Source organism: Periweissella beninensis (genome assembly GCF_016908275.1).
GTDB lineage: Bacteria > Bacillota > Bacilli > Lactobacillales > Lactobacillaceae > Periweissella > Periweissella beninensis.
This window is the reverse complement of the sequence record NZ_JAFBDN010000002.1, coordinates 141,616-167,039: the sequence shown is the minus strand read 5'-3', so window position 1 is coordinate 167,039 and position 25,424 is coordinate 141,616. Positions and strand designations below refer to the sequence as shown.

Here is a 25,424-nt window from a genome sequence, read left to right as displayed (position 1 = left end):
ATTCCAATCGCAACGAGTAAGCTATTACTTGTCACAACGTGACCACGGTGTACCTTAAATAAAATTGCATCGGCATACACAAAAGCATACTTTTGCGTAAGGGGACGTCGGTTAAAATCCAGCACTTGGTCGTCCAAATTATTACATAAAGCCGAGACCGTACTTTTAGAAAAGGTTGTCCCACATAACTTCTTAGTAATCTCAGCTACTTTACGTGTTGAAACACTTCGGATTACCATTTCCATTAATGCCAAATCAAACGCCTGCTCACTACGCTGGTAGCGTTTGAACAACTGTGTTGAAAAATTGCCATGACGGAGTTTAGGAACGTGTAGTTCTAGAGACCCTACGCGAGTGGTAAGCTGACGAACCCGATAACCATTCCGTGAATTGGTTCGTTCATCCGAACGTTCATAAGCCTTAGCTTTAATCTGCTCAGTCGCTTCGGACTTAAGAATTTCATCAAGTATCTTGGCCATAATTGATTGCATGGCCTTATCCCGATCACCTAGTAATAGTTCATTTAATTCGTCATCTTCTAAATTTAATTCAACCTTTGGCATAATGAAGTTCCTTTCAGATTTCACAAAGTCCTATTTAGAATTTACACCAATTATACGGACATAACCAAAATTTGAGATTACATGAAAAAAAGCGTGTATGCCCTATCATCTTTGCTTATAATATATTTTAGTACATTACTTTAATCTATGAAAGACAGAGATCCTTATGCAAGCTTACTTAAAAAAACAATTAATCCCCATTTTTATAACTGGTCTGATGCTTTGCTTAATCGTCATTATGACCTTTTTGTTACTTAATAAGAATCAAGTCACTGTTCAATTAGCAAGTATTCCGACTCGTAGTCAGCCTACTCACAATAGTAAAAGGTTAGCACTATTACATAAAAATACTAAAGTCAAAATTATTGAAAAGCATGGTCAATGGTATAAAATTAGACGACCAAATGAACAAACTGCATGGGTGGCATCTTGGTTATTAACTCGCAAAAAGCCGCTTAAAAAGCTTACGGATTTAGCTGAAACTACCATCGTACTCGATCCTGGACATGGTGGTTCTGATACTGGTGCGCTTTCTAATACGGGCGCGTATGAAAAGACTTACACCTTAAAAACAGCATTAGAGGTTAAAAAGGTCCTTCAAAGTTACGGCGCTAATGTTATTATAACCCGCCATACTGATAAAATCGTCTATCTGTCTAAAATTCCTAAAATCGCTGAACAACATACTGCTGACGCATTTATTTCATTTCATTATGACTCTGCCCCTACCAAAAACTCTGCTAGTGGTTTAACTACGTATTACTACCACAAAAAAAATGGTTCACTTGCATTGGGGAAAGCGCTAAATAAATATATGAATAATTTTCCGATGAAAAATAAAGGCGTTGATTTTGGCGACTTTTTAGTAATTCGGGATAATTCACGACCGGCAGTTTTATTAGAAATGGGCTATATCAATGACGATGATGATTTTAAAGCGATTGCATCAGCCAATTATCCTCATAAGGTTGCCGTCGCTGTCCGTCAAGGATTAGCAAATTACTTTAAGTAATCATGTCTTTTTCAACAAGTTATTTTTAAAATTCTAAATAAATTATTTAAGTTTTAGCACCTAATACTTTAGACCTAGCTCAATAGTATTAGGTTTTTATTATTTCTATAAGAAAAACCCCTCGATTGGATTTCCTCCAATTCGAGGGGTCAGTTCACCTAACCTTTTTTCTAAAAAAACAATTACTAGCAAATAAAAAATATGCTAAATATAAAATTAACGCTTACTTAACAACTAGATTATCTAAATCGCCTAGTTGTTTAGCTAAACTAGCTATAATATTTAATTGTCTTAAGCGATTATTTTTCACCGCTTTATCACTAGCCATAATCATATTGGCATCAAAGTACGTCACAATCGTTGGTACTAGTTTTGCCAACGAAGTATAAAGTTGACTGAGTGGTGCATTGCCAATATTATTTATAACATCTTCAACTGCTATAAATAAAGCCTCTTCACTAGCATCCTCAAACAAACGAGTGTCAACTTTATCGGGTGTCACTTGATTTTGTTTGGTGAGACGAATTACTCGCGTTAACGTTTCAATCACACTTCTAAAATCAGCATCATCTTTATGAACCATTAAAACATTAGCTTGTTCAAATATTGTTAAAATATCAGTATTTGTATTACCTATTACTGCTTCAATAATATCATGCCGGGTGTCAGCATTAGTTAACATTTGCTTAACTCGATCTTGTATAAAGAGCAAAACACTGTCAGTTACACTATCTATATTCTCAATTACTACTGTTGGTAAGCCAGTAGTATTAGTAGCCAATGCTAATACTAACACTTCATTTAACTTTTCAAAATCAAGATGCCATTGTTGTTCTTTTAAAATACGAACTATTCCTAAAGCTGCTCGGCGTAAGGCGTAAGGATCGTTGGCCCCAGAAGGAATCATACCGGCAGCAAAAAATGTGATAATTGAATCATACTTATCAGCTAATGCGAGAATAGCTCCAATCTTAGATATTGGTAAAACACCTTCTGCTGAAATAGGCATATAGTGTTCGCGAATTGCTTGCGCCACATTGTTATTTTCACCAAAAATACGAGCATATTTTTCACCCATAATTCCTTGTAATTCTGAAAACTCACCAACCATACCAGTCACTAAATCAAATTTATAAATTTCAGACGCTCGTTGTAAGTCAACCAATTCTGCATTACTGATGCCAACTTTTTTACCAATTTGATGTGCAATAATACCAACACGTTGCATATGTTGGTACACTGAGCCAATTTTATCGTGAAAAGTTAATTTTTTAACTTTTACCATATAATCTGAAATCGATTGCTTTTGATCCTCAGTATAGAAAAATTTTGCATCTTCTAATCGAGCTGTTAAAACTTTTTCGTTTCCACGTACAACGTTATCTAAAAATTCAGTATTTCCATTACGCACAGCAATAAAGTGGGGCAACAATTTTCCAGCGGTATCAGTTACATAAAAGAATCTTTGATGTTCTTTCATTGATGTGATTAAAACCTCGTCAGGAACAGCTAAATATTCATCTTTAAAGGAACCCGTAAATGCCGTTGGCCATTCAACTAAATTATTGACCTCTTCTAATAAATTCTCATCAAGCACGACATTCCAATTATTAGTGAGCCGAATTTGTTCAATTTGCTTTTTAATTAATTGTTTCCGTTTATCAGCATCCGCAATTACAAAATCCGCCATTAACTTTTCTTCATAATCTAGTGCATCTGCAAAAGTTACTTCATGACCTAAAAATCGGTGTCCTCGACTTGTACGATCAGCAACAATGTCTAAAATTGAAAATGGAATAACTTTATCGTCTAATAAAGCAACTATCCATTTAATTGGTCGTACATATTCAAATGAATAATTACCCCATTTCATCGTTGTGGGGAATGTCATTGCCATAATTTGTTTTTTTAATTCTGGCAAAACACGTTCTATCGGCTGCCCTTTAACGAACTTAGTAACATATACATATTCAACCCCTTTTAATTCTTTAAAAGTGATATCATCAACAGTTAACCCTTGACCACGTACGAAGCCTTGTGCGGCTTTAGACCAATTGTTATTACTATCTAACGCGATTTTTTTGGCTGGCCCCTTCACTTCTTCTTCAATGTCAGGCTGTGCATCTGCTAAAGCCATTACTTGAATTGCTAAGCGTCGAGGTGTTGAAAAGACTTTGATCTCTTGATAATCAATTCGTTGTTCTGCTAAAAACGAACTAACCCGTTGTTGCAATTGGCTAATACTAGGTGTAACAACATGGGCAGGTATTTCTTCCAAGCCAATTTCTAATAAAAAATTATGAGCCATTAGTTATTATCTCCTTTCAAATCTTTTTCATTATCGGTTAAATATTTTGCTCTTAAGGCATGATCTTTTAATAAGGGGAAGCCTAATTTTTTACGTTCAGCAATAAATGCCTTTGCTACTAGGCGTGCCATATTACGAATACGGCTCAAATATCCCGCTCTTTCGGTAACCGAAACTGTCCCGCGCGCATCTAATAGGTTAAATGTATGTGAACTTTTTAAAATATAATCATAGGCTGGATGTACTAACCCCAATTCTAATAAGCGCTTTGCTTCACGTTCATAATTATCAAACATTGATAAGAGCATCTCTTGATTTGACTCTTCAAATGAATATTTTGAATGTTCAAATTCAGGTTCTTTAAAGATATCACCGTATAAAACCCCATCAGCCCACTCTAAATCATATACTGTATCTACATCTTGAATATATGAGGCTAACCGTTCTAAGCCATAGGTAACTTCTGAGGTAACTGAATCGACTTGTAGTCCCCCAACTTGTTGAAAATAAGTAAACTGAGTAACTTCCATTCCGTCTAACCAGACTTCCCAACCAACACCGGCTGCGCCCATTGAAGGATTTTCCCAATTATCTTCTACAAAACGGATATCATGTTCTAGCGGTTCAATTCCTAGTTCTTTTAACGATCCTAAATATAATTCCTGAATATTATCTGGTGATGGTTTCATGACAACTTGGAATTGATGATGTTGATATAAACGGTTTGGGTTGTCACCATAACGACCATCCGCTGGTCGCCGTGATGGTTCAACATACGCTGCATTCCAAGGTTCTGGCCCAATTGCTCGTAAAAAAGTATACGGACTCATGGTACCTGCCCCTTTTTCAGTATCATAAGATTGCATTAACATTGCTCCTTGACTAGCCCAATATTGTTGCAATATTAAAATAATTTGTTGCATCGGCAATTTTTTTGTCAAAATATATTCCTCCTAAATTAACATAGCAAAATCACAATAAAAAAGCCCTACACCAAAAAATTGGTGTAGGGACGTTTATCACGCGGTTCCACCCTACTTCCTAGGTAACTAGGCAGCTTTTACATTGATAGCTCCAAAAGTGCCTTTTGTAATTAAAAATAACTTAGCTTTCACTGTCCTAAGCTCGCTTAATATTTTACCAAAACAAAATTCTTTCATCAGCACTAACAAATATTTCATATCATGATTGATTATCGTACGGATACAGTTGCTTGTCAATAATTTTATTATTAAACCTTAAATAAAATAAGTTAGTAATAAAACCGCATCTACTAAAAGACTGTCTATTATTAACCAAGCCCTTTCATATTGACTTTTAGTCAAACGAAATTAAGGCCAATTTTGGCACCTATTTTGAGAATAAATATATAAAAAAAGAGTCTAGGACATACGTCTAAACTCTTAAAAATGTACTTACCTACACGGCTTTTCACTTAATTAAAATTATGGGGGGGAGAGGATTCGAACCTCCGAACCCGAAGGAGCGGATTTACAGTCCGCCGCGTTTAGCCACTTCGCTACCCCCCCGCAATCAACTATATTATAGTATCAATAATATAACTGACTGTCAATAATAATTTTATTTTTCTGCAAAAAAGTTACGGACATTTTTTTCATCTTGCGCCAATTGAGCAATTAATGTCGGTAAGTCAGCATATTTAACCATTGGTCGTAGATATTTTTGCCATTTAACTTTAATATTTTCACCATAAATTTCATCTTGATAATCTAAAATATTAATTTCCAATGTTTTCGGTCGACCTCCTCCAAGGGTTTCATTATACCCAATTGATGCCATCCCCTGGTACCATTGCTCACCAACATAAATTTCAACAGCATAAACTCCTACTGCTGGAATACGCTCATCAACGGGCGTCAAAATGTTTGCTGTTGGATAACCCAATGTTCGCCCAATTTCTTTACCATGCACAACTAGCCCAGTTGTCTGATACACATACCCTAACATTGCATTGGCACACTCTAGCTTACCTTGGTCGAGATAGTTTCTAATTGCAGTAGATCCAATTTTTTCAGTTGTCAATTCAGTAGGCGCAACCTCAATGACTTCAAAACGACCTTTAGCATACTCTGGTAACCGGGCCATCGTAGCCATATCTTTTGGGCCATACGTATGATCAAAACCTGCCACAACCACTTTTGCATGTAATCCTAACAAATATGTATCGACAAACTTTTGTGGTATCAAATTGCCTAATTTTGAAGTAAAACTAACTCGATACACAATATCAACACCATGTGTAGCCAATAGTTCTAATTTGCGTTCTGGTGCTGATAAATATTTAAAATATGTCGGAATGTTGCTAAATACAATTTGAGGATGATGATCATATGTTAATACCGCCATTTTTATTCCACGTTTCTGTGCAACTTGTTTTGCTTTTGCTAATACCGCTTGATGTCCTAAGTGTACCCCATCAAAAAAGCCCATCGCTAAGACAACTGGCTCATCTAAAACCTTACTTACATCTAATGGATATCTTAAGTCAATTAATCGCATATTTCTTCACCCATACTTCACCATTCATCATTGATTACTAAACATTTTTAACGGTTTATAAACCTTTTTTTGATCATCCCATTGATAAAGTGCTTTAGTTTCATTTTGATAACGCATCCTTATAACATCAGCATCAATATTTAGTTCATTTTTAGTAAACCAACCACCATTTTTCAAACGTTCCCATAAGTCATTATTTACGTCAATTAAAGAATATTGCATTAATGGATAATCAATGGGCCTTAAATAACTCGTCAATTCATTATTAGTTACTAGTGTTTGAATCTCACTTAATTTAATGGCCTCTTTAATTTCAAAGCCACCTGATTTAAAGCGGGTTAGGCTTGACATTACTGCGGGAACTCCTAAAATACAGCCACAGTCAACAGCTAGGGTCCGCACATACGTTCCTTTAGAAGCGGCAACTTCAAAATAGATTGTTTGTGTTTTAGCGGCGGCATCCCAAGTTGCCTCCTTAATTTGCCTAAAGTCACTAACTGTTACTTGTCGACTAGGCCGTGTTACTGCTTCACCTGCTCGAGCATACTCATACAATTTTTTACCGTTAACCTTGACTGCCGAATACATTGGTGGAATTTGCGTGATTACACCTGTTAATTGAGCTAAAGCACTATTTATTTGTTCATTTGTAAACGGTGCATTTAAACGGATTCTCTCAACTTCCTCCCCATCTAAGTCTTCAGTTGTCGTAGCAAAGCCTAGTGTAATGCTGCCACGATAAACTTTACCCGAGGCTATTAAATAATCAACTACCTTTGTAGCTCGCCCTATTGCAACTGGTAGTACGCCGTCAACATTTGGATCAAGCGTCCCTGAATGCCCAATTTTTTTCGTGTTAAGTATTTTTCGCAATTTAAAAACAACATCATGACTTGTCATCCCACGCTCTTTATATACTGGTAAAATTCCATTCATGTTAACTTAATAACTACTAACAATGTTGTAGTAGTATCACCTTTCTGTTTTTTAACTATTAGTTCACTAGTTCCATTCAAGTATACCGTATTATCTAAATAAACCATATTCCATCCTAGCTTTTTTAACTTCACTAGGGTTTAATTTTAATTATGCCACTTTCAACAAAAAAGAAGCTATAACAAAACGCTGTCTTGCTAAAACTCCTTTTAACTTTAACTATCTAATCTTGTGTATTTAGCTTACGCAATAAACTTTCAATACGATCACCATATTGAACAGACTCATCACGTACAAAAATTAATTCAGGTATTTTGTAAGTACTCAATCGTTGCCCTAATTCGCGTCTGATTAACCCTGTTGACGCTTCTAATCCTTGTTGTGTTTTTTGTGCGACTGAAGCTAAATCTGAGTAAATACTATAATAAATTTTTGCTTGCTGTAGGTCACCCGTTACATCCACACCAGTAACTGTGAGACCTTCAACTCGTGGATCACGAACTCTTTTAAGCAAAATATCATTTACTTCCCGTTGAACTTCTTGTGAGAGACGTCCCACACGATAATGTCCTTGTGGCATATATTACCCTCCTTTATTGTTGCGCAAATTATTGCCGAGGAACTTCAACCATTTCATAGGCTTCAATTACATCACCAATTTTTTCATCATTGTAGTTTTCAATTGTTAAACCAAGATCATAACCCTTTTTAACTTCTTTAACATCATCTTTAAAGCGTTTCAATGAACCTAATTTACCTTCGTATACAACAACACCATCACGAATTAAACGAATACTTGAATCACGCTTTACAATTCCGTCAGTAACCATACCACCAACAATTGTCCCAATTTTTGAAACTTTGAATAATTCACGTACTTCAATATTACCCATGATTTTTTCTTCAAATTCAGGCTCTAATTGACCTTTCATTGCGGCTTCAATTTCATCAATCGCGTTATAAATCACATTGTGAAGACGAATATCAACCTCTTCACTATCTGCTTGTTGACGCGCTTGCGGAGTTGGCCGCACATTAAAGCCGACAATAATTGCCCCAGATGCTTCTGCTAATGTCACATCTGATTCATTAATAGCTCCTACTGCTGTGTGCACAATATCAACCTTAACACCATCCACATCAATTTTACGGAATGAACCCGCTAAGGCCTCAACCGATCCTTGAACATCAGCTTTAATAATAACTGGCACTGATTTAAGATCCTTATCAGCCATCTTACTAAATAAATCAGTCACTGAGACCACATTGTTACGGTGTCGATTAGCTAGCAATGCTCGCTTGGCTCGTTCTTCACCAGCTGCTCGGGCAGTTTTTTCATCATCAAAGACCACAAATAAATCACCTGAATCAGGCACATCGTTCAAACCAGTAATTTCAACAGGCATTGATGGTAATGCCTCTTTAATCCGACGGCCACGATCATTGGTCATTGTCCGAACACGACCATAGGTGTTACCTACGACAATTGGATCACCAACTTTAAGTGTTCCTTGTTGTACAAGTAATGTCGCTACTGGTCCTCGACCTTTATCTAGTTGTGCTTCAATAACTGAACCAGCTGCATTTTGTTTAGGATTAGCAGTTAATTCTAAGACATCAGATTGAAGCAAAATCATTTCTAGTAATTCATCAACGTTTTGACCAAATTTAGCTGAAATTTTAACGAAAATAGTATCGCCACCATATTCTTCTGGCACTAATTCATATTGCATTAACTGATTCATAACATTATCAGGATTTGCACCTGGTTTATCAATTTTATTAACAGCCACAATAATTGGTGTTTTTGCAGCCTTAGCATGGTTTATTGCTTCAATTGTTTGTGGCATTACACCATCATCTGCTGCAACAACTAAGACCGTAATATCCGTCACATCTGCTCCACGAGCGCGCATCGCCGTAAAGGCCGCATGTCCAGGTGTATCTAAGAACGTAATAATGCGATCTTGCAACTTAACTTGGTAAGCCCCAATATGTTGGGTAATTCCACCAGCTTCACCCTCAGTCACATGTGAATTACGAAGATAATCTAGTAAAGTTGTTTTACCATGATCAACATGTCCCATAATTGTTACTACTGGTGGCCGTTGTGCAGAAAAGTCGGCATTTTGTTGTGCTTCTTTAAAGAATTTATCAGTATCAGCAACATCAACTTCAATTTTTTCTTCAGCCCCAATACCATAATCGGCTGCTAAAATTTCAATTGTTTCAGCATCTAAGCTTTGGTTTTGATTTACCATCACGCCGAGCATGAATAATTTTTTAATTATTTCAGCGGCATCACGATGAATTAGCTTAGCAATGTCTTGTACGTTCATTCCTACTGAATATACTAATACCTCTGGTAGTGGTTGATCCTTACGTTGTGGCAACACCTTAGCAGGGCCATTACTACGTTGGTTATTATTCCGTTTGCCCTTTTTACCATGACGATTATGGCCACCATTACCTTTATTACCATTCCAACTGTTATTTGTATTTTTTTGTCCGTTTTTATTCAATGCTCCACCGAAACGCCCACTGCCATTCTTACTTACATTTGTAGGTCGTTTATTATCCCTTTTCTTATTCGTATGATCAGTTGCTTGCTTACTAGCAGTCGTGGCTGTATTTGTAGACTTAGATTGACTAGCTTTTAGTTTTTCATCATGCTTTTGCGTTAAATGATTAGGCACTACTTTTTTCTCAAATCGTTCACGCAATTGTCGTTCCTCATTTGGTCCAACCGTCGACATATGATTTTTAACTGCAAATCCTATATCGGTGGCAGTTGCAATCAAACTTTTTGTTGAAATGTTTAGTTCTTTTGCAAGTTCATAAATACGTTTAGCCATACTGAATCACACTCCTTTGTTATTTAGTTTTTCTGTAAGATTTTTTTTGCAAATCCCGGATTAGTTACTGCATATACACTCCGTGCCATCCCTGTTGCATTACTAAGTTGTTCGCGTGTAAAATCACGAATCACGGTAATTTCATAGAATTGTGCCTTATCACTAATTTTCTTTGTAGTATTTTTACCAGCATCACTGGCAAGTAATACTAATTTAGCTTTTTTATTTCGAATTGCACCAACTACTAATTCTTCACCAGTTATTAAAGCATTAGCTCGTCTAATTAAACCCAGTAATTGTAGTGTTTGGTCTTTATTCATCACCAAAAAGTTCCTTTCGAGCCTGTTGATGATCAACATAAGCAACTAATTCATCATAAAAAGCATCTGCTACCTTAATACCAAAAACTTTATCAAAAGTTCGTTTCTTAGCTGCTGTTTTAGCAATTTCCACATCAAGACCGATATAGGCACCCCGGCCATTAGCCTTACCTGTTGGATCAATGCTAATATTATCTTCTTTATCTTTAACAATGCGCACTAACTGCTTTTTGGGAAACATTTCCCCAGTGACAATATCTTTACGCATTGGAATTTTGCGAGGTTTCACTGTTTTAATCCCCTTTCACAATAAATATTATTCAATATCATCATCAACTTTGTCATCATCTGATTCAATAAAATCACTTGCTTGTTGTATCGTTGCTTTAGCTTGGGCCTGTTGTTCAAAAAAAGCAGCTGCTTCTGATTCTGGCTTAATATCAATCTTAAAACTAGTCAACCGAGCTGCTAAGCGTGCATTTTGGCCGCGCTTACCAATCGCAAGTGATAATTGACTATCTGGTACAATAATTGTTGCAGCACGCTCATTTTCTTCATCAAAGATTACATCGACTACTTCCGCTGGATTTAATGCATTCGCAATGAATTGGGCGGCATCATCCGTCCATTCTACAATATCCATGTTTTCCCCTGATAGTTCATTGACAACAGCTTGAACACGTGCACCACGTTGACCGACCATTGTCCCAACTGGATCAAGATCAGGATTATTTGACTTAACGGCAATTTTAGCCCGATCCCCTGCTTCTCGAGCAATACTCATAATCTCTACAGTTCCATCATATACTTCAGGAACCTCTTGTTCAAATAAACGCTTAACTAAATCAGGGTGTGTCCGTGAAACAAACACTTGCGGTCCCTTAGCATTATTTTCAACTTTAGCAACTAAAACCTTAATGTGATCATGCATTCGGTAAGATTCATTAGGCATTTGGTCTTGTTGTGTCATAACAGCTTCTTGGTTACCTGGTAATAAGACAAAAAGATAACGGTTATCTAACCGTTCAACTTCACCCGTAATTATTTCATCTTCATATTCTACAAACTTATTATATACAATTGATCGTTCTGCTTCACGAACACGTTGAATAATAACTTGCTTAGCTGTTTGGGCAGCAATGCGACCGAAATCTTTAGGTGTTACCTTAAAGCGAATTTCATCACCAACTTCATAAGCTTTGTTAATTGTCAAAGCTTCTTTTAATGTTACTTGGGTCGTTTCATCATAAAATTCATCATCAGGTACAACTGTCTTAACAGCCATAACTGTAATATCACCCTTTTTTTGCTCAAATGTCACTTCGACATTTTGTGCTTGATCATAATTTCTTTTGTAAGCTGCTTCAAGAGCAGCTTCTAATGAGTCAATTACAATTTCTTTTTTTACGCCTTTTTCTTGTTCAAGCGCATCTAAAGCCGCAATCATTTCTTTACTCATGATAATTCTTACCTTCCATCTTAAATATAAAACAATCTATTATTTTAAAACTTAATTGCCAACCTCGTCTTTGCAATTTTATCACGCGCAATTGTTATTTCTGTTGGCTTGTTTTTCTTCAAATAATTTAAAGTTAATTCTGTGGGTGTTACACTTTGTAAATCACCTTCAAAATCTTTAACACCATCAATTTTTTGATATAGTGAAACATGTACATATTTGCCAATCGCCCATTCATAATCTTCAGGCCGTTTTAATTGTCGCTCAGCGCCCGGAGATGAAATTTCTAACATATATGCTTGAGGAATTGGATCAGGATCAACTTCATCAAGCATTTCACTAATCTCATTAGTTGCCAACACAATGTCATCCATTGTGATTCCTCCTGGTTTATCGATGGCGATTCTTAAAAACCAATCACGCCCTTCTTTTACAAATTCGACATCCCATAACTCAAAGTTTTTTTCTTCAATTATTGGTGTGACTAATTCTGTAATTTTTTCAACGACATTGCTTGCCACAAAGCATCCTCCACTCTTATTAGTTAAATTTCGTTAGTTACTAGTACTTTATCTAAAAATTTTATCGATAGCTCATAACTCGAAAAAAATGAGCGGGCAATTTAATTTGCCCACTCAAGTTATGAGTTATATTTGAACAACTCTAATATTAACACCAATCTAGCCTACTGACAAGTATTTCATATTAAAGATTGGTTTTCTTATGTCCTAAACTATAGCCAACTACTAACAATATAAAGAAGATAATCGTAGCAATGACAGAAAAGCGCGTTGCTTGGTCAACTATTAAAACAATTAAAACAGCCATAAAGAACGCTAATGTTAAATAATTGGTAATTGGATACCCTGGCATTTGGTATACACCTTCTATTTTACCAACGTGCCGATATTTAATATGTGTTATTAAAAGTAATATCCAAACAAAGATAAAACTAATCGTTGCTACTCCAGATATTAATACAAAAACTTGATTTGGTACAAAATAGTTTAACAAAACAATCAATAGCAAAAATAATGATGAGGCTACTAAACCATTTACTGGTACATGATGCCGATTAACACGGCCAAACCATTGTGGTGCTTGATTATTACGGGCTAAAACAAATAATGTTCGACTAGTACTAAAAATAGCACTGTTTGCTGCTGATAATGCCGCAGTTAAAACAACAAAGTTAACAATTCCCGCTGCTGCTTTAATACCAATTCCTGTAAATACCTGAACAAACGGACTTTGTTCAGTATTAATGACATTCCACGGATAAACACTCATAATAACGAGCATAGCTCCAACGTAAAATAAACCAATTCGGACCGGGACAGCATTGATTGCTTTTGGTAAATCACGTTTTGGATTAGCCGTTTCCCCAGCAGTAAGTCCCACCATTTCAATTCCCGTAAAGGCAAAGATAACCATTGGAAATGCTAAAATAAAGCCAGATAATCCAGTAGCGAAAAAGCCACCATGATTTACTAAATTAGTCAATGTAGCATGTGTTGTGGGCGTTTTAAAGCCCGTAATAATCATACCTAGCCCGACTACAATTAATGCAATAATTGCAAAAACCTTAATCGTAGAAAATGCTGATTCCATTTCCCCGAACCATTTAACATTAAATAAATTAATTGCTAACAAAGAAAAAATAACAATCATCGGTGTAATCCACTGAGGTAAACTAGGGAACCAATAACGTAAATAAATTCCACTCGCAGTTAAGTCAGCCATTGCTAAACTTGTCCAACATAACCAATATGCCCAACCAATGGCAAATTCCCATTTCTCACCTAAATAAACTCGAACAAAATCAATAAATGAACGCATCTTAGTATTTGATAATAATAATTCACCAACGGCACGCATCATCATAAAACAAAATAACCCTGTGATAATATAGGCCAAAATAATTGATGGCCCGGCTTCTTTAATTGCAGTACCTGAACCTAAAAATAACCCCGTACCAATAGCGCCACCAATAGCAATCATTTGAATGTGCCTAGGTGTCAGTGCCCGTGATAATTCACGTTGTGTTTCTTTTTCCATACTTTTCACCTCGTGCATGGGAACACAAAAAGCCCCCATGCCAAATTAAATTTGACATAGGGACGTCAATTAACGCGGTTCCACCCTATTTCTTAGCTTCCTAAGCAACTTAATTAAGGTTGAGCAGACTATCTCCAAAAGTTCCACTTAACTAATAACTATACTTACTTTACATCATCGTAAGCTTTCTACAATAGTCAATTTATAGTTAAGCCTCTTTCTTCACTGACGATCTTTTCATAATACAATATTAGTTGCTAATTAATTAAAAGTCAACTAGAAATACTAAATAATTGTTAATTATTTAGTATTGCCAACAAGCATGCTTAAATATGAGTTGGAAAACCCATTGCCATATCAGCTGCTTCAGCAATTGTTTCAGCTAAGGTTGGGTGGGCGTGAATCGTTAGTGCAATATCTTCAACATTCATCGCAGAATTAACAGCCAATGCTAATTCTGCTATTAAATCAGAAGCACCTGCCCCAATCACCTGAGCCCCAATCACCGTTTTATTTTCATCAGTAACTAGGCGAATAAAACCATCCGTTTCACCTAAAGTTAATGCTCGTCCATTACCAGCAAAAGGAAACTTCCAACCCTTAGCCTTAATTCCTTTATCTTTAGCTTCACCAACTGTTAACCCTACTGTCGCTAGTTCTGGATCAGCAAAACAGACAGCTGGAATACCTAAATAGTCAACGGCAGCCGCTTGATCACCACTAATCGCTTCAGCTGCAATTTTACCTTCGAAAAACGCCTTATGAGCTAAAGCTGCTCCTGGCACAATATCACCAATGGCATAAATATTTGTAGCTGCGGTTCGACCTTGATTATCAACTTCAATTAAGCCTCGATCACCAACTTTAACACTAGTATATTCGATACCCATTTCATCAGTATTAGGTCGCCGTCCAACTGTTACTAAACAATAATCTGCCGTAATTGTTTTTTCTTCATCCGCAACTGTATACGTGACTTGAACTGATTTGTCATCTTGTTGTGATGTTTTAGCTAAAGCATTTGTATAAATATCAACACCTTTAGCTTTTAAATGTTTTTTCACAATATCTACCATATCTTTTTCAAAATTTGGTAATATTGCATCAGTTCCTTCAAGAATCGTTACATGCGCACCTAAATTAGCGTACGCTCCTGCTAATTCAGTTCCAATATAGCCACCACCAATAACAACTAATTCCTTAGGCACTTCAGTTAAATTCAAAGCACCTGTTGAGTCAATAACGCGACCATTAAATTTAAAATTAGGAATTTCTACGGGACGAGAGCCCGTTGCTAAGATTAAGTTCTCAAATCGATAAGTTTGCGCTGCTGATTCATTTGTTTCACTCATTACCCGTAATGTGTGATCATCGTGTAAATATACTTCTCCACGAATGATTTCAACCTTATGTTTTTTGAGCAACATTTCAACACCACCAGTTAAACGAGCAACTACATCCTTATCTTTCCAAGCCTGGGTTTTAGTAAAATCTAACGTACCTTCACCTAACGTTACTCCAAACAACTCAGAACTTGCAAGTTGATAACGATGGCCTGCACTAATAAGTGCTTTTGATGGAATACAACCGACATTTAAACAAACCCCACCAATATATTCCCGTTCCACAAGCATCACCTTTTGACCAAGTTCTGCTGCGCGAATAGCGGCTACATACCCACCTGGGCCCGCTCCTACAATTATTGTTTCTCGTTCTTCAGCAAAATCACCTACAACCATGTGTCTTACCCCTCCATCATTAATAGTTCTGGATCATGTAGCAATTCTTTAAGTAAATTCATTGCTCTTTGGGCAGTTGCTCCATCAATTAGCCGATGATCAAAACTCAACGATAATTTCATCATCTTACCAACCGCTAGTTCACCTTCATCATTGACATAAGGTTCAGTAGCAATTTTACCAACACCCAAGATAGCTACTTCTGGATAATTAATAACTGGGGTAAACCACCCACCACCAATCGAGCCAATATTGCTAATTGTAATCGAGCCATTTTTCATGTCGGCTGCACCTAATTTACCATCTTGTGCTTTAGCAGTATTATCTGAAATTTCACTAGCAATTTCAAATAAACCTTTCGTATTAGCATCCTTGATATTTGGTACATATAGTCCATGATCAGTATCAGTTGCAATTCCTACATTATAATAATGTTTCGTTACAATTTCTTGAGTTGCATCATCAATTGATGAGTTTAAGACAGGATAAGCCTTCAAAACTGCCGTTAAGGCTTTTACGATATATGGTAAGAACGTCAATTTGATATCGCGATTTGCTGCAACCATCTTATATTTTTTACGATTTGTCATTAAAGCTGAAACTTCAACCTCATCAAATAACGTAACGTGTGGTGCCGTATGCTTAGATGTTACCATCGCCTTAGCAATTGCTTTTCGAGTTAACGACATTTTTTCACGTGTTTCATTAGCTTGCGTTGGTAATGGCTTAGGTGCTTCGACATTTGACTGTGCAGTAGGTACATCAGTTGATGCTTTTACTGGTTCTACAGCTTGTCCTGTACCATTAACAAAGGTTTCAACATCAGTTTTTAAAATTTGACCATGGTTACCACTAGCTACTACTTGTGCTAAATCAATTCCTTTTTCACGTGCAAAATGACGTACTGATGGCATTGCCAACACGATTTGGCCTGGTTTAGCAACTGTTCCTTGACTTGGCGCAACTGGCTTAGCATCACCACTTGGTGCGTCTTCTTTTGTTGTGGCTGATTCATCACTAGCTGTTTGGCTAGGTGCCGCAACTGCTGGCTGGGCTGCTGGCTGCGCTGGTGTTGATGTATCAGCAGATCCATCATCAATCACAACAATCACATCACCAACTGTCGCAGTGTCACCTTCTGCCATTTTAATTTCTTTAATGGTTCCTGATACTGGTGATGGTAATTCTTCAACGGATTTGTCATTTTGGATTTCAACTAGACCATCATCTTCCTCAATATGATCGCCTTCTTTGACTAACCAAGATGCAATTTCACCTTCATGCAAACCTTCACCAAGTTCTGGAAGTTTAAATTCAAATGCCATACTTCTGCTTCCTCCTAATTAAAATCCAAAATTTCGCGAACTTTTTCTTCAATTTCAGCAGCCCCTGGTAACCAATCATCTTCTGCCAAACCAAACGGATAAATAGTATCTGGTGCTGATACCCGTCCAATTGGTGCATCTAGGGCTAAAATTGCACGTTCTGAAATATCTGAAACAACTTTTGCTGCTACACCTGCCATTCGTTGCGCTTCTTGTACAACAACGACACGATGCGTTTTATTAACAGATGCTACTAACGTATCTGTATCAATTGGTGATAATGACCTTAAATCAATAACTTCAACTGATTTGCCTTCTTTTTCAAGTTTTTCAGCAACTTTAAGGCTTTCATTGACTTCTGCTGAGTACGCAATAATTGTAATATCTGTTCCTTCACGCACAACTTTGGCCTTATCCAAAGGTACTGTATATTCACCTTCTGGAACCTCGTCCTTCATTGAACGATAAAGTTTTAAATTTTCAAGAAAGACAACTGGATCATTATTTTTAATTGCTGAAATTAACAACCCTTTTGCATCATATGGATTTGATGGGGTCACAACCCGTAATCCTGGTACAGTAGCAACAACTGCTTCAAGTGAATCGGCGTGCATTTCCGGTGTATGTGTTCCACCACCAAATGGTGAACGAATCGTTATTGGTAATCCAACCTTACCATTCATCCGATAACGTGTTCGTGCCATTTGACCAGCAATTTCATCCATTGCTTCAAATACAAAACCAAAAAATTGAATTTCTGGAATTGGTCGGAATCCTTGCAAGGCTAACCCCATGGCTAAACCATTGATCCCAGATTCTGCTAGCGGTGTATCAAAAACACGTTCTTCACCAAATTCAGCTTGCAAACCATCTGTTGCACGGAAAACACCACCATTTTTACCAACGTCTTCGCCAAAAATCAATGTTTTATCATCATTCTTAAGTTCAACGCGCAAAGCATCTGTGATAGCTTGAATATAACTCATTTTTGCCATTATTATTTTGCCTCCTTCGCTTTGAATGCTGCAATTTGTTCAACAATATCAGGGGTTGGTTCTTCAAATACATTTTCTAAAAATTCTGATACTTTTTGTTTTGGTGCTTCATCAGCTTTTTTAACTGCATCTTTAATTTCCGCTTTAACCTCTTCAATATAGGTATTTTCAATTTCTTCTGACCAAACCTTTTTATCCATTAATACTTTACGTAAACGAATTAATGGATCACTATCAAACCAAGGTTTTTCTTCATCAGTTGAACGATAACGCTTAGGATCATCCCCTGCATTAGTATGTGGTCCAAAACGGAACGTTAATGACTCTATTAAGGCTGGTCCATTACCACCAGCTGCGTAATCTCGAGCTGCTTTAGCAACTTCATACACAGCCAAAATATCCATTCCATCAACTTGTACAGCTGGAATCCCAGCAGCTACTGCTTTTTGAGCAAGTGTTTCAGCTGCAGTCTGTACATGGCGTGGTGTTGAAATTGCATATCCATTGTTTTGTACAAAGAAGACAGCAGGTACTTGGTAGGCCCCCGCAAAGTTAATTCCCTCATAGAAATCACCTTGAGACGTACCACCATCACCAGTAAATGTATAAGCAACGGTATCAGTTAGGCCATTTTTTTTAATTCCCAAAGCTACACCTGCAGCCTGTACATATTGCGCACCAATAATAATTTGTGGAGGTAATCCAACAACCCCTTCTTCTTCAAAGTCATTTCCTAAGACATGGCCACGAGACCAAAGAAAGGCTTTCCAGATTGGTAGCCCGTGTTTAATTAATTGTGGTACATCTCGATAAGCTGGAAGTAAATAATCATTTTTCTTAAACGCAAGTTGAGCCCCCATTTCACTCGCCTCCTGACCTTCAGTAGGAGCATAGAACCCCAAACGACCTTGACGAGTTAGAGCATTTGAACGTTGGTGTAAAGTTCTCTCCCAGACCATTAACTTCATCAAATCAACCAACTCTTCATCACTATATTGATCGAAAATTTCTTTATTAATAATCTCCCCCTTACTATTAATAACTTGTAATGGTTTATCTTTCGAAGCTAGACTTTCTTTCTTCGCGGCAAAATCAACAAATTTAACTCTACTACTCATATCAAGCGTCCTTTCTATATACCTACTAGTTTACTAAACAGCTAAATGTAACGATTCTGTAAACGGTTACATCTACACTTATTATATTAAGTTAAACTACCAACAATTACAAGGACTTTGTGAAATTTTGTGAACTTATTATAAGAATTTTTGGTACACACGTTGCACAACCATCCTTTAAACGTTAAAATTTAAAGTATATATCATTATGGAGGAAAAATTATGTATCTAATGAAAGATATAACACGTGATGGGAATCCTGTATTGCGGCAAGAAGCTAGCAAGGTTACCTTCCCTTTATCAGCAGAAAATGAAAAATTGGCAGCTGATATGATGGAATATTTAGTTATTAGCCAAGATGAAACATTAAATGAAAAGTATAAATTACGTCCCGGTGTCGGACTTGCAGCCCCTCAAGTAGGCCATTCAAAACAAATGACTGCTATTTTAATTCCAGGCGAATACGAAGATGATGAGCCCTTATTTAAGGGTGTCATTTGTAATCCAGTTATTATTTCACATTCTGTCCAAAACGGTGCGTTAGAAATGGGTGAGGGTTGCCTTTCAGTCGACGAAGATGTGCCTGGATTTGTCATCCGCCACGAACGCATTACCGTGCGCTTTCAAAATTTAGCCGGCGAAACAGTTAAAATTCGCTTGAAAGATTATCCCGCGATTGTTTTCCAGCATGAAATCGACCATCTTCATGGTATTTTATATTATGATCACATTAATAAACTTGATCCTTGGGCTGAAGATGAAGACACAAAATACATTAAATAGTTATTTTCACTGCACTAATCTTCAACAAGTACAATAGCTAATTACCGATAATGACTTTGTCTTTTACTTTGTGAAATAACTACTAATCTTTTTGTTAACATATTAATGGTTTTTTATTTAGTAAACACAGTTATGTTAAAAACCTAAACACCAAGCATGCTCGCAAAAAAGCGTGCATTTAACAGATGCTTATATTCAATTAACCTTAATAAATGAAGGTGTGCCATCGCCACATCTTAGCTGGAAATGCGTGTCATGTATTACGCCTCTTGAATTGAACTAAATCCAACTGAGAGGTTTTTTAGATATTTTTTTCAAAATAGGTAAAAAACTTATCTAGCTTATCAAACCTATTAGCAGTCATGATTTTAAAGATTGCTAATTATTCTAACAAACCTCTTTAAGAATAAAAATGACCAGTAGAAATGATAATCATTTCTACTGGTCATTTTTATTTTAACTATTTATTATTATCAGTGATTTTTTTTCGATACCAATAAAGTAATCCAAAATGTACTAAATTTTCATTACCATGCATTATTCGCTTAAGATTTTCTCGATGCTTATAAACAACAAAAATTGTCAAAATAAGAGCTACTACTGTCAAAAACCAATCTTGCATAAAAAATGCAGTTAGTGTTATTAAAATAAAACCAATAACAGACGCTAGACTAACCATACTACTCAAAAATATAATCAAGACAAAGATACTACTAGCCACCAAAAAAAGCCATGGATTGTACGCCAATAACACACCAGCTGAAGTTGCCACTGCTTTCCCACCTTTAAAACCAATCCACACACTAAACGTATGACCAATGATTGATCCAAATCCGATAATAAAAGGATTAACATTTAATCCAAAAATCATTGGTAAATAACCAGCTAATGTCCCTTTAAATAAGTCCAATAGTAAAACTAAAACACCAGCCTTTGGTCCTAATACTCTTAAGGTATTGGTTGTACCAATATTTCCTGAACCAACTTTACGAATATCCACTTGATAGAATAGTTTGCCTACCCAATAACCAAATGGTAATGAACCAATAAAATAGCTCAGTAATAATAATATTGCTAATTTCACTTTAGTACCAACTTTCAAAAAATGCTTAAATTAGTATACCATATTAACTTAATTCTACAAAATATTTTTAATTTAGAAAAAAGTCAAATTCCAATCACCAGAAAAACTAGCGTGTCCTGCTAAGCTATTAATTGCAAACTTTTCAGTTAAATTTCCCGTAGCATCAACTGTATCAGCTAAGCCCCACCATGGTTCTAAACATACAAATGGTGCTTCCTTACCATAAGGTGTCCAAATACCAACATAATCAGCATTTTCAAGATGCATTGTTACACCATGAGATTCATATAAGCGGCTTAAAATAAGTGAAGTTGGTTCTTTTTCAAGCGCAAGAATAATCGCATCTTCCTTATAATCATCGTAGCGTAAGCGCAATGGAATATGCGCATTAAATTTTTCTGGTTCAGTTGGGTTTGAATATGGACCAATTAGTTTAATGCGATCATACTCCTTAACCGGATCAACATTTACATAGTAATCTGTAAATTTTGCTTTTGCTTCCATCGGTGCATTAAAAGCGGGATGTCCACCAACCTGAAAATATATTTCTTGCTTACTTGGATTATGTACATAATATTTAATTTTTAACCGATCAGTATTGTCTAATTCATATCTAATTTGAAATAAAAAACTAAATGGATATAATGACTTGGTCAATGGTGAATCTTGTAATTCAAAAGTCACACTATTTCGGGTTCTAGATATAACAATGAAATTTAAATCACGTGCAAACCCATGCTGATTTAAATAATAAGTGTTGTCTTGATAAGTATACTGATTATCCTTAAGTCGTCCTACAATCGGAAATAACACTGGTGCGTGTCGCCCCCAATATTTCGGATTCCCTTGCCATATATATTCTAATTGCATATCTTTACGCCGTACACTTTGCAATTCTGCACCATGCTCGTGTATTTCCACAATTAAATTTTCATTTTCAAGTCTTACCGTCATCCGTATTTCGCCCCTTATTCATTCTTAAAATCAGTGATTATTTTACCATAATCTTTCCTTGTATTGGACTTAACAAATAAAGGTATAGGCCAAAGCAACAAAGTCATTGCGCTTCTTTTAAGAAAATAGTGGGAAGATAAATAAATTGGTCTAATTTATTTATCTTTGTTCTGGTGTTGCACGCTTAAAATATTTTCGATAATTACTTTGCAACTGTTCTTTACTAACATGCGTATAAATTTGTGTTGTTCTTAAATTAGCATGCCCTAAAAGTTCCTGTACACTTCGTAAATCCGCTCCATTATTTAATAAATCAGTCGCAAATGTATGCCGCAACATATGCGGATGCATCTCATTTGGTAATCCCGTTTGCTTCATTAATTGCCGTAAAATATATTCAATTCCTGCTGTCGTTAGTGGATTTCCTAAATGATTTAAAAATACATATGGATTTTTACCATCTATCTTGCTTACCATTTGCGGTCGTAAATTATTTAAATATGATTTTAATGCATTACTAGCATACCGTCCCAATGGTACAAAACGCTCCTTGCCACCTTTACCATAGACGTGCACTTTTGCTTGTGCAAAATCAATATGCTTAATTTGTAATCCTGCTACCTCAGACACGCGCATGCCGGTGCCATAAAATAACTCTAACAACGCAATATTTCGTAATTTAAACTTTTTATCTTGATGGTAAACAGTTGCAAATAAAACATCTAACTCTTTACTTCTAAAATAATGCGGCAATTTATCCGGATGGTTCTTTATTTTTATTTCCGCAAATGGATTAGTTGCTACGATATCGTTATCTAGCATAAATTGATAGAAAGAACGTAACGCGCTTAACTTACGATTAATTGTTGTTCGGGCTAATTGGCGATCAAATAAATTTGTTAACCATTTCCGAATTATTATTTCATTAACCTGATGCCAACTAGTTACTTCTTGATTACTATTTTTAAATAAAGTAATATCTTTTTGATAAGCTGCTGTCGTTGCTAATGAATACTGTCGTTCATCACGTAAATATTGCATAAATAGGTTTAACTCATCTAGCACCTGCATTCCTCCTCTTTGCTTCGATTCTTTTAACAATTCATATTATTTACTTTAGCACATATGTATATCTTATCCCAAATTAGAGCCATTTTAAAAATTTTAATAACACCTTTTTCATCATGAATCACAAAAAACAACTAACCCAGATTTCGAATTAGTTGTCTAGTATCTTAATCGTATTTTCTTTTTGTATTTTCTAATACAACTAATAATTATTGCTTATCATGCTGTTTTGATTAATAGGCATCCCCATTAACAATAGAATTTTTTACGATAACGTAATCAACCTTCCGTAAATCAATTAACTTATCACCCCCAGCATATGAAATAGCTGATTGTAAATCTTCATGCATTTCTTGTAGAGTATTATCGATAGAACCTTTTAAGTTTAACCACCAAAAAACCCAAAAGTTAAGCAATTTTTGCTTAAACTTTTGGGATATCAAACACTTAGTATTGTTAATAATTACGTCTTAATTTTTTTAGCTAGATAGTATAGTAACAATTCTACAATTAATACACATTACTCTTCCGCCATATTTGGTTGATCACTTTCAGCATACGTTGGTGCCGTTAATCCCAAGTCATCTACAAGCTGTTTTTTAGATACCGGTTGTGGTGCTTGCGTCATTGGTTCAGAAGCTTTACTATTCTTTGGGAAGGCAATCACTTCACGAATATTATCTTGTTTAGCTAATATCATAGCTAAACGATCAAGACCTAATGCAATTCCCCCTAATGGTGGGAAACCAAATTCCATTGCATCTAATAAAAATCCAAACGCTTCATGAGCTGACTCATTAGTAAAACCGAGCGCCTTTAACATTTTTTCTTGTATATCCATTGTATTAATACGAATAGATCCTGAACCAAGCTCATAACCGTTTAATACCAAATCATAACTTTGTGCATGAGCCTGATGAGGATCTTCACCTTCATTTAAAAAGTGTAAATCTTCAACGTTTGGCATTGTAAATGGATGATGCGCGGCAATCCAGCGGTCCTCTTCTTCTTGATATTCAAATAATGGCCAATTAATAATCCATGTGAAAGCCCATTTATTTTGATCAATTAAGCCAAGTTGCTTGGCAGTATCTCGTCGTAAATAATCTAGTGATCCAGCAACAACTTTTTCTTTGGCTGCAACAAATAATAATAAATCACCTACTTGTGCATCCATTTTAGTTGTAATTTCATTAAATTGATCGTTCAAAAACTTAGCAACTGGTCCATTAAAACCATCAGCTGTAACTTTAACCCAAGCTAATCCCTTAGCCCCAAAACGTTCAATATATTGAGTGTATTTATCTAAATCTTTCCGTGAATAATGATCAGCTCCTTGTGGAACCGCAATCCCTTTCACGACACCACCATTAGCAATGGTGGTACTGAAAACGCCAAAAGTTGAATCTGCTGCAATATCACTGATATCGTTTAACTCATAAGCAATTCGTAAATCAGGTTTATCCGTTCCAAAGCGTTGCATTGCATCCGCCCAATCAAGCACAGGAATGGTCTTAGCATCAACGTAAACACCAGCAGCATCTTGCATAATTTTAGCAACCCATTGCCCAACTAAATCACGAATTTCATCTTGTTCCATAAATGACATTTCAATATCTAGTTGCGTAAATTCAGGTTGTCGATCACCACGCAAATCTTCATCGCGAAACGCGCGAGCAACTTGATAATAGCGGTCAAATCCAGCCCCCATTAATAATTGCTTAAATAACTGCGGTGATTGTGGTAAAGCATAAAAGCTACCAGGATATACCCGTGAAGGAACTAAATAATCACGTGCTCCTTCTGGCGTTGATTTTGCCAAATAAGGTGTTTCAATATCAATAAAGCCTTCACTATCCATAAAATCATGTGTTGCTTTAGTAATTTTTGAACGGATTCTTAAGTTTTTTTGCATAACTGGTCGTCGTAAATCTAAGTAACGATATTTTAATCTTAGTTCATCCGATGCATTAATCTTATCTTCAATATCAAAAGGAACCGTTTTGGCCTCTGCTAAAATAGATGCATCATGAACCTCAACTTCAATCCGACCAGTTTTTAAGTCATGATTAATTGCTTTTTCTGTTCGAGCTTTCACAGTCCCCTTAATTTCAATCACATATTCAGTACGCATCTTGTCAGCAACCGCTAGTGCAGCTTTACTAAATTCCTCAGAGAATACTAATTGGACAAGCCCTTCACGATCGCGTAATGAAATAAAAATCAAAGCCCCTAAATCACGTCTTGTTTGGACCCAACCCTTTAAGACAATATCTTTTCCTATATATGATTCATCAACTAAACCAGCGTACGTTGTTCTTTTCATC

22 protein-coding genes, 1 tRNA gene and 1 pseudogene are annotated in these 25,424 nt (G+C 36.1%); 2 read left to right on the top strand and 22 right to left on the bottom strand.

Features of this window, described 5'->3' with window-relative positions; genetic code table 11:
• Window positions 1-563: IS256 family transposase (locus JOC59_RS01580; RefSeq protein ID WP_205143039.1), on the bottom strand; the 563-nt coding region annotated here is incomplete at its 3' end.
• Window positions 564-729: 166 nt separating this feature from the next.
• On the opposite strand from JOC59_RS01580, the gene JOC59_RS01575 reads away from it, so the two are divergent.
• On the top strand, window positions 730-1,575 hold the full coding sequence (locus JOC59_RS01575) for an N-acetylmuramoyl-L-alanine amidase family protein (protein ID WP_205143038.1): 846 nt from the start codon (window positions 730-732) through the stop codon (window positions 1,573-1,575).
• Window positions 1,576-1,798: 223 nt separating this feature from the next.
• Here the strand turns inward: JOC59_RS01575 and glyS are convergent, their stop codons facing one another.
• The 16 genes from glyS to pdhA form a co-directional block, all read right to left on the bottom strand.
• Window positions 1,799-3,883 carry a glycine--tRNA ligase subunit beta gene (gene glyS / locus JOC59_RS01570; RefSeq protein ID WP_205143037.1) on the bottom strand — a complete coding sequence of 695 codons (2,085 nt, stop codon included), beginning with the start codon at window positions 3,881-3,883 and terminating at the stop codon, window positions 1,799-1,801.
• Window positions 3,883-4,824, bottom strand: coding sequence for a glycine--tRNA ligase subunit alpha (gene glyQ / locus JOC59_RS01565; RefSeq protein ID WP_205143036.1), 942 nt, complete (start codon window positions 4,822-4,824; stop codon window positions 3,883-3,885). Before glyQ ends, glyS begins: the two co-directional genes overlap by 1 nt.
• A 507-nt stretch (window positions 4,825-5,331) precedes the next feature.
• Window positions 5,332-5,412, bottom strand: a tRNA-Tyr gene (locus tag JOC59_RS01560).
• A gap of 52 nt (window positions 5,413-5,464) precedes the next feature.
• A complete protein-coding gene (ribF, locus tag JOC59_RS01555; protein WP_205143035.1) occupies window positions 5,465-6,403 on the bottom strand; it encodes a riboflavin biosynthesis protein RibF in 939 nt (312 codons plus the stop codon).
• A gap of 27 nt (window positions 6,404-6,430) precedes the next feature.
• Window positions 6,431-7,339 (bottom strand): tRNA pseudouridine(55) synthase TruB, encoded by a 909-nt coding sequence (gene truB, locus JOC59_RS01550; RefSeq protein ID WP_205143034.1) that lies wholly within the window; start codon window positions 7,337-7,339, stop codon window positions 6,431-6,433.
• A 223-nt stretch (window positions 7,340-7,562) separates the two neighbouring features.
• Window positions 7,563-7,919 carry a 30S ribosome-binding factor RbfA gene (gene rbfA, locus JOC59_RS01545; RefSeq protein ID WP_205143033.1) on the bottom strand — a complete coding sequence of 119 codons (357 nt, stop codon included), beginning with the start codon at window positions 7,917-7,919 and terminating at the stop codon, window positions 7,563-7,565.
• Between the two features lie 28 nt (window positions 7,920-7,947).
• Window positions 7,948-10,194 (bottom strand): translation initiation factor IF-2, encoded by a 2,247-nt coding sequence (infB, locus tag JOC59_RS01540; protein WP_205143032.1) that lies wholly within the window; start codon window positions 10,192-10,194, stop codon window positions 7,948-7,950.
• A gap of 23 nt (window positions 10,195-10,217) precedes the next feature.
• Window positions 10,218-10,514, bottom strand: coding sequence for a L7Ae/L30e/S12e/Gadd45 family ribosomal protein (locus tag JOC59_RS01535; protein ID WP_239516977.1), 297 nt, complete (start codon window positions 10,512-10,514; stop codon window positions 10,218-10,220).
• The gene (rnpM, locus tag JOC59_RS01530; protein ID WP_311734460.1) at window positions 10,507-10,803 is read right to left on the bottom strand and encodes an RNase P modulator RnpM; all 297 of its coding nucleotides are present in this window, start codon (window positions 10,801-10,803) and stop codon (window positions 10,507-10,509) included. The genes JOC59_RS01535 and rnpM overlap by 8 nt, the downstream gene beginning before the upstream one ends.
• Before the next feature lie 27 nt (window positions 10,804-10,830).
• The gene (gene nusA, locus JOC59_RS01525) at window positions 10,831-11,973 is read right to left on the bottom strand and encodes a transcription termination factor NusA (protein WP_205143030.1); all 1,143 of its coding nucleotides are present in this window, start codon (window positions 11,971-11,973) and stop codon (window positions 10,831-10,833) included.
• A gap of 44 nt (window positions 11,974-12,017) precedes the next feature.
• Window positions 12,018-12,494, bottom strand: a complete 477-nt coding sequence (gene rimP, locus JOC59_RS01520; protein ID WP_205143029.1) for a ribosome maturation factor RimP — start codon at window positions 12,492-12,494, stop codon at window positions 12,018-12,020.
• Between the two features lie 184 nt (window positions 12,495-12,678).
• The gene (locus JOC59_RS01515) at window positions 12,679-14,031 is read right to left on the bottom strand and encodes an amino acid permease (RefSeq protein WP_205143028.1); all 1,353 of its coding nucleotides are present in this window, start codon (window positions 14,029-14,031) and stop codon (window positions 12,679-12,681) included.
• Between the two features lie 326 nt (window positions 14,032-14,357).
• On the bottom strand, window positions 14,358-15,770 hold the full coding sequence (gene lpdA, locus JOC59_RS01510) for a dihydrolipoyl dehydrogenase (protein WP_205143027.1): 1,413 nt from the start codon (window positions 15,768-15,770) through the stop codon (window positions 14,358-14,360).
• Between the two features lie 5 nt (window positions 15,771-15,775).
• Window positions 15,776-17,095 (bottom strand): 2-oxo acid dehydrogenase subunit E2, encoded by a 1,320-nt coding sequence (locus tag JOC59_RS01505; protein WP_205143026.1) that lies wholly within the window; start codon window positions 17,093-17,095, stop codon window positions 15,776-15,778.
• A gap of 14 nt (window positions 17,096-17,109) precedes the next feature.
• Complete coding sequence (locus JOC59_RS01500; RefSeq protein ID WP_205143025.1) at window positions 17,110-18,090, bottom strand: alpha-ketoacid dehydrogenase subunit beta; 981 nt, start codon at window positions 18,088-18,090, stop codon at window positions 17,110-17,112.
• Between the two features lie 2 nt (window positions 18,091-18,092).
• The gene (gene pdhA / locus JOC59_RS01495; protein ID WP_205143024.1) at window positions 18,093-19,208 is read right to left on the bottom strand and encodes a pyruvate dehydrogenase (acetyl-transferring) E1 component subunit alpha; all 1,116 of its coding nucleotides are present in this window, start codon (window positions 19,206-19,208) and stop codon (window positions 18,093-18,095) included.
• Window positions 19,209-19,430: 222 nt separating this feature from the next.
• Between pdhA and def the strand changes: the two genes are divergently transcribed.
• On the top strand, window positions 19,431-19,991 hold the full coding sequence (def, locus tag JOC59_RS01490; RefSeq protein ID WP_205143023.1) for a peptide deformylase: 561 nt from the start codon (window positions 19,431-19,433) through the stop codon (window positions 19,989-19,991).
• A 460-nt stretch (window positions 19,992-20,451) separates the two neighbouring features.
• Here def and plsY read toward each other — a convergent pair whose 3' ends face one another.
• The 5 genes and pseudogenes from plsY to aspS all read right to left on the bottom strand — a co-directional run bounded on the left by plsY (window position 20,452) and on the right by aspS (window position 25,423).
• Complete coding sequence (gene plsY, locus JOC59_RS01485; RefSeq protein ID WP_205143022.1) at window positions 20,452-21,075, bottom strand: glycerol-3-phosphate 1-O-acyltransferase PlsY; 624 nt, start codon at window positions 21,073-21,075, stop codon at window positions 20,452-20,454.
• A 72-nt stretch (window positions 21,076-21,147) separates the two neighbouring features.
• Window positions 21,148-22,029, bottom strand: a complete 882-nt coding sequence (locus JOC59_RS01480) for an aldose 1-epimerase family protein (protein WP_205143021.1) — start codon at window positions 22,027-22,029, stop codon at window positions 21,148-21,150.
• Window positions 22,030-22,188: 159 nt separating this feature from the next.
• A complete protein-coding gene (locus JOC59_RS01475) occupies window positions 22,189-23,070 on the bottom strand; it encodes a tyrosine-type recombinase/integrase (protein WP_239516981.1) in 882 nt (293 codons plus the stop codon).
• 260 nt (window positions 23,071-23,330) lie between these two features.
• Window positions 23,331-23,489 (bottom strand): annotated as a pseudogene (locus JOC59_RS01470) (GMP reductase); the annotation flags it as partial.
• A gap of 128 nt (window positions 23,490-23,617) precedes the next feature.
• Window positions 23,618-25,423 carry an aspartate--tRNA ligase gene (gene aspS / locus JOC59_RS01465; RefSeq protein ID WP_205143019.1) on the bottom strand — a complete coding sequence of 602 codons (1,806 nt, stop codon included), beginning with the start codon at window positions 25,421-25,423 and terminating at the stop codon, window positions 23,618-23,620.
• Window position 25,424: the final 1 nt, after the last annotated feature.